General features: G+C 74.0%; 5 protein-coding genes. 4 read left to right on the top strand and 1 reads right to left on the bottom strand.

Features of this window, described 5'->3' with window-relative positions; all coding sequences use genetic code 11:
- On the bottom strand, positions 1 to 2,148 hold a 2,148-nt coding region (locus ACFPM7_RS28705), incomplete at its 3' end, for a sigma-70 family RNA polymerase sigma factor (RefSeq protein ID WP_378250954.1).
- Positions 2,149 to 2,316: 168 nt separating this feature from the next.
- Between ACFPM7_RS28705 and ACFPM7_RS28700 the strand changes: the two genes are divergently transcribed.
- Genes ACFPM7_RS28700 through ACFPM7_RS28685 form a run of 4 tightly spaced genes read left to right on the top strand, consistent with a single transcriptional unit; the run spans position 2,317 to position 6,054 of the window.
- Positions 2,317 to 3,129 (top strand): GGDEF domain-containing protein, encoded by an 813-nt coding sequence (locus tag ACFPM7_RS28700; protein ID WP_378250953.1) that lies wholly within the window; start codon positions 2,317 to 2,319, stop codon positions 3,127 to 3,129.
- Between the two features lie 26 nt (positions 3,130 to 3,155).
- Positions 3,156 to 4,346: a 5-(carboxyamino)imidazole ribonucleotide synthase gene (locus ACFPM7_RS28695; protein ID WP_378250952.1), complete on the top strand. Its 1,191-nt coding sequence runs from the start codon at positions 3,156 to 3,158 to the stop codon at positions 4,344 to 4,346.
- A 17-nt stretch (positions 4,347 to 4,363) separates the two neighbouring features.
- Positions 4,364 to 4,852, top strand: a complete 489-nt coding sequence (gene purE / locus ACFPM7_RS28690) for a 5-(carboxyamino)imidazole ribonucleotide mutase (RefSeq protein ID WP_378250957.1) — start codon at positions 4,364 to 4,366, stop codon at positions 4,850 to 4,852.
- Positions 4,853 to 4,902: 50 nt separating this feature from the next.
- Entirely contained in the window at positions 4,903 to 6,054 is a 1,152-nt protein-coding gene (locus tag ACFPM7_RS28685; RefSeq protein WP_378250951.1) for an acyl-CoA dehydrogenase family protein, read from the top strand.
- Positions 6,055 to 6,081 lie beyond the last annotated feature (27 nt).

The following is a 6,081-nucleotide window of genomic DNA, read 5'->3' as shown; positions in this document are numbered from 1 at the left end:
TGTGGGCGCGGTGGGGGTGGGGTTGGGGGGTGTGGTCGTGGGTGGGGTTGACGGTGGGGTGGTTGTCGGGAGGGGGGTGTCCGTTGTGGTGGTGGGGGGTTGTGTCGTTGTGGGGCGCTCGTGGGCGGGGGGTTTGATGTCGGGCCACCACGGGCCGTGGGCGGGGACCTTGACGGTGGTGGTGTCGGTGGCGGTGCCCAGGACGGCGGTGATGGTGAGTTTGCGCCACTTGCCGTCGTGGGGGTGGTCGTGGCCTCGGTCCACGCGGAACTCCACCGCCACCTCGGTGCCGGGGGGGACCGGCTTGGTGGTGGTGCAGGTGGTGCGGGCTCGGCCGTCGCTGGTGCAGGTGAAGGAGGGGAAGCCGGCGATCTGGCGGGCGGGTTCGTCCAGGGTCAGGGTGATGGGTTTGGTGCTTTCGCCGGTGTTGCGGGCGGCGGCGGTCAGGTGGATGTCGCGTTCCCAGGGCCAGAGGGCGTCGAACCAGCCGTGGCCGGTGGCCTTGGCGCGGACGTCGACGGCGTCGCGCTTCTCCTTGACGTTGACGGGGACGGCGATGTCGACGGTGATGCTGGAGCCCGCCGTCACCGCGCCGGTCACCCGGCCGCCGGGGGAGCCGGGGTCGGCCACCAGCAGGAAGACCAGGGTGACCGAGTCGCCGGGGCGCAGGCCCTCGCCGCTGGTGCAGGTCACCGTGCCGGTGCCCGCCGGGCAGCGGACGGTGCCGGTCTGGGCGGCGTTGAGCAGCAGGCGCGGGGCCGCCGACAGACGATCGGACTCGACGGCGCGCACGCCGGGGGGCAGCGCGAGGGTGGCCACCACCGGCTCGGACACGCTGCCGCCGCTGTTGCGGACGGTGATGGGCAGGTCGGCGGGGCCGTCGCCGACGTTGAGGGCGATCGGGTCGACCGGGTCGGCGGACAGGCTTGGGGGGCCGGGGATCGGCTCGGGGTCGGGGGTGGGGGGTGGCTGGACCGGCTCGGGGGCGGGGGGATCGGCCTGGGTGGGCGGCGGCTGCGGCGCGGGGGGCTCGGGCGCGGGGGGCTGCGGCTGGGGCGGTGGGGGCGGCTGGGGGGCGGGCGGCTGCGGCGCGGGGGGAGCGGGCGGGGCCGGGGCGGGTTCGCTGGTCTGGACCGGGGCGGCGGCGGGGATCTGCTGGCCCGCCGGGCTCGCGGCGACGCCGACGGCGATGACCGCGGCCAGGGCGACGGTGGACGCGGCCACGCCCGCGAACTGGCGGGGAGCGCCGGTGATGGCGCCGATCAGGCCGCCGGAGGACCCGGCGGCGCCCGCCGCACCCGCCGCACCCGCGGCGCCTGCGATGGCGGCGGTTCCCGCGGTCAGCTTCGCGGCGGCCAGGTAGCCCGCCGCGCCCGCGCCCAGCACCAGCGGGGCGATGAACACGCGCAGGCCGCCGTTGACGTCGGTCAGCTCCATGGCCAGCGCCTTGCACGAGACGCAGGTGTCCAGGTGGGACTCCACCTGGGCGGTCTCGCGCTTGGACAGGCCGCCGCGCACCCACGCGCCGAGGCGCTCGGAGGCCGCCCGGCAGCCCTGCTCCTGGGTCTCGGCCAGGTGCACCTGCAGGTAGGCCTGCTTCAGGCCCTCGCGCGCGCGGTAGGCGAGCGCGGAGACGCCGTTGGGGGTCAGGCCGAGCAGGGGGGCGACCTCGGCGGGGGACTGGCCCTCGATCTCGGTGTGCCAGAGCACGGCCTGCCAGCGTTCGGGCAGTTTGGCGAAGGCGCGGGCGGCGAGGGTGCGGTCCAGGCCGGCGACGGCGGTGTCGGTGAAGGGGACGCTGACCGCGGCCTGGTCGACGCCGCTGACCTGGGTGACGTCGTCGGAGAGTTCGACCCGGCGGTCGCGGCGGGTCTTGTCGTAGGCGGTGTGGCGCAGGGCGGTGAGCAGGTAGGCGCGAAACGCCGAGTCGGGGCCGCGGCCCTGGCGCAGGGTGTCGAGCACCTTGGCGAAGGCCTCGGAGACGAGGTCGTCGGCCTCCGATGGCGATCGGGTGAGCTGCCTGGCCAGGTTGTATGCCGCGGCGACGTGCCGCTCGTACAGCGCGCCGTACGCCGATACGGTGCCCCCGCGCACCGAATCGATCAGCTCGGCGTCACTCGGCCCATCGATCGCCGGAACCGTCGACACGATCCTCCCCTCAGTCCACCGGGACTCCCCTCCCGGACCACGCACAGAGCCCAAGTGTGACGGATGACCCCGCAACCGTCACGTTTTCCCGGTTGACCGACGGAACCGCGTCACAGCGCGGTGGAAGGCGCGTCACCCATCGGGGCGTGCGACGAGAGGACGAGACGCGTGGCGGTACGTGAGGCTGGCTCTCGGTGGCAGGGCGGCGCCGACGGCGCTGACCGGCTGCTCAACGAGCTGCGCGGGCGCTGGCGCACCGCGAGCTTCGCCGCGGGGTGGCGCTTCCCCAGCGACTGGGGAGTCCCCGAGGTGGACGCGGTCTGCCACTCGGTCGTGGCGGGCGCGGACCTGCCCGCCGCGCTCGGCGACCTCGGACGGGCCAGGGCCCGCGCGGGCGCGGGCCTCGACGAGACGCTGGCCGACCTCACCGCCCTGCACGCCGTGCTGGAGTCGGGGCTGCCCGACCCGGACGCCGTCCCGCCGCGGCTGCTGCGCGCGACCGCGCTGGCCTGGGCCGACGCGGCGCTGGGCGAGCTGAGCGCGGTCGCGGCGACGGAGAACCTGACCGGCCTGGCCACCGCCGAGTACCTGCGGGTGCGCATCGGCGAGGTCTACCGGGCGGGCAGGCGCGCGGACTTCGCCCCCGCCGACCGGTTCGTCCTGCTGGTGGTCTCCCTCGACCTCTCGCGCACCGCGGGCTGGCCGAGGCTGATGGCGATGGCCCTGGTCGGCGACGTGCTGCGCGAGGTGTTCGACGGCGGCGAGAGCCTGGCGGTGCTGGGCCCGTCGGTCGCCGCGGTGCTCGCCGAGCGGGGGCGCGGCCTGGCCGAGCGGGCGTCCCGCACGCGTGCGCTCATCGCCGAGCGGCTGGGAGTGGACGTGCACCTGCGCCCGGCGCGCAGGCCGACCATCGGCGTCGAGCGGCTGCCGTGCGCCGAGGACGCGGCGCTCGCGCTGGTAGACCGGCTGAGCAGGGCGTGACCAGGGCCGACTAGGCTCCCCGATTCGTGGACGCACGCACCGGACTGCCCGTGGTCGGGATGGTCGGCGGCGGTCAGCTGGCGCGGATGACGCACCAGGCCGCCATCGGCATCGGCCAAACTCTGCACGTGCTGGCCGAGACCGACGGCGACCCCGCCGCGCTGGTCTCCCCCGCCATCACCCTGGGCCACCACACCGACCTCGACGCGCTGCGCGGCTTCGCCGCCGGGTGCGACGTGCTGACCTTCGACCACGAGCACGTGCCGACCGAGCACCTGCGCGCGCTCATCGCCGAAGGTGTCAAGGTCCGGCCCGGCCCCGACGCGCTGGTGCACGCCCAGGACAAGCTGGTCATGCGGCGCAGGCTCGCCGAGCTTGGCGCGCCGATCCCGGAGTACGCCGAGGTCAGCGACGTGGCCGACGTGCTGAAGTTCGGCCAGGCGCACGGCTGGCCGGTCGTGCTCAAGGCCGCGCGCGGCGGCTACGACGGGCGCGGCGTGTGGATGCTGGACTCCGCCGAGCAGGCCGCCGAGGTCGTCGGCGGCCTGGCCGGTCGAGCGCTGCTGGTCGAGCAGAAGGTCACCCTGCGCCGGGAGCTCTCGGCGCTGGTGGCGCGCTCGCCGTTCGGGCAGGGCGCGTGCTGGCCGGTCGTGGAGACCGTGCAGGTCGACGGGATCTGCGTGCAGACCATCGCCCCGGCCCCCGGGCTCTCCGACGAGCTGGAGGAGCAGGCCCACGAGCTGGCGCTGCGCATCGCCCACGAGCTGGGCGTGGTCGGCGTGCTGGCCGTCGAGCTGTTCGAGACCGACTCCGGCATCGTCGTCAACGAGCTGGCGATGCGCCCGCACAACTCCGGGCACTGGACCATCGAGGGCGCGCGCACCTCGCAGTTCGAGCAGCACGTGCGCGCCGTCCTGGACTACCCGCTCGGCGCCACCGACCCCCTCGCGCCGGTCGTGGTCATGGCCAACGTCCTCGGCGCGCCCGAGACGCCCGCGATGGGCGTCGACGAGCGCGTGCACCACCTGTTCGCCCGCTTCCGCGACGCCCACGTGCACCTCTACGGCAAGCAGGAGCGACCGGGCCGCAAGGTCGGCCACGTGACCTTCCTCGGCACCGACCCCGCCGCCACCCGCGAGCGGGGGCGCCTCGCCGCCCACTGGCTGTCGCACGCCGCCTGGCTCGACGGCCACGAGATCCACCAGGAGCAGAAGTGACCGCCGTCGGCATCATCATGGGCAGCGACTCGGACTGGCCGGTCATGTCGGCGGCCGCCGAGGCGCTGGCGGAGTTCGGCGTGGCCCACGAGGTGGGCGTCTACTCCGCGCACCGCACGCCCCAGCGCATGCTGGACTACGCCGCCACGGCGGCGTCGCGGGGCCTGAAGGTGATCATCGCCGGGGCGGGCGGGGCCGCGCACCTGCCCGGCATGGTCGCCTCGGCGACCGTCCTGCCGGTGATCGGCGTCCCGGTGCCGCTGAAGTACCTCGACGGGATGGACTCGCTGCTCTCGATCGTGCAGATGCCCGCCGGGGTTCCGGTGGCGACGGTCTCGATCGGCGGCGCGCGCAACGCGGGCCTGCTGGCGGTGCGCATCCTCGCCGCCGCCGACGAGGCACTGAGCGCGCGGATGGCGGACTTCCAGGCGTCGCTGGAGAAGCTGGTCCTGGACAAGGACGCGGCCCTGCGCGCACAGGTGCGTCAGGACACACGCACCTCCTAGTGAACGGTTGCTAACCTGGTGGCCGGAACTTTGGCTACCGGGAGGTAACTGTGGACGGCCTCTACCAGCTCAGCGACGAGCACGACGCGCTGCGGGAGGCCGTCCGCGCACTGGCGGAGAAGGAGATCGCGCCGCACGCCGCCGACGTCGACGAGCGGGAGCGCTACCCCGTCGAGGCCAACTCCGCCCTGGTCAAGGCGGGTTTCGCGGCCCCGCACATCGGCGAGGAGTACGACGGCCAGGGCGCGGACTCGGTGGCGACGAACATCGTCATCGAGGAGGTCGCCCGCGTGTGCGCGTCGTCCTCGCTCATCCCGGCGGTCAACAAGCTGGGCACCATGAACCTGATCCTCGGCGGCTCCGAGGCGCTGAAGAAGCAAGTCCTGCCCTCGATCGCGGCGGGCGAGTCGGCCTCCTACGCGCTCTCGGAGCGCGAAGCGGGCTCGGACACGGCGTCGATGCGCACCCGGGCCCGGCTGGACGGCTCGTCGTGGGTGCTCAACGGCACCAAGTGCTGGATCACCAACGCGGGCGAGTCCTCCTGGTACACGGTGATGGCCGTGTCCGACCCCGGCGCGGCCAAGCCCGCCGACGGCATCTCGGCCTTCATGGTCCACAAGGACGACCCGGGCTTCGTCGTCGGCCCGAAGGAGCGCAAGCTCGGCATCAAGGGCTCCCCGACCCGCGAGATCTACTTCGAGGACTGCACCATCCCCGCCGACCGCATCATCGGCGAGCCGGGGCAGGGCCTGCGGCTGGCGTTCAAGACCCTCGACCACACCCGGCACTCGATCGGCGCCCAGGCCCTGGGGATCGCCCAGGGCGCGCTGGACGCGTCGGTGGCCTACGTCAAGGACCGCAAGCAGTTCGGCAAGGCCATCGCGGAGTTCCAGGGCGTGCAGTTCATGCTGGCCGACATGGCGATGAAGATCGAAGCCGCCCGTCACCTGGTGTACGCGGCGGCGGCGAAGGTCGAGCGGGGGGAGAAGGACGGCAGCTTCGCCTCCTCAGCGGCGAAGACGTTCGCGTCGGACACGGCGATGGAGGTCACGACCAACGCCGTGCAGTTGTTCGGTGGGGCGGGGTACACGCGCGACTTCCCGGTCGAGCGGATGATGCGGGACGCGAAGATCACCCAGATCTACGAGGGCACCAACCAGATCCAGCGCATGGTGATGGCTCGGGCGCTGCTCAAGGGGTAGGCGGATCGTGCCGGCCCGCGTCCGCGG

This window comes from Actinokineospora guangxiensis (genome assembly GCF_042657845.1).
GTDB lineage: Bacteria > Actinomycetota > Actinomycetes > Mycobacteriales > Pseudonocardiaceae > Actinokineospora > Actinokineospora guangxiensis.
Note: the sequence above shows the minus strand (reverse complement) of the source record. Positions and strands in the feature narration are given on the sequence as shown.

Excerpts from the sequence above, each read along its gene's own strand:
- purE (WP_378250957.1), top strand. The coding sequence starts at position 4,364 with ATGGGCAGCGACTCGGACTGGCCGGTCATGTCGGCGGCCGCCGAGGCG.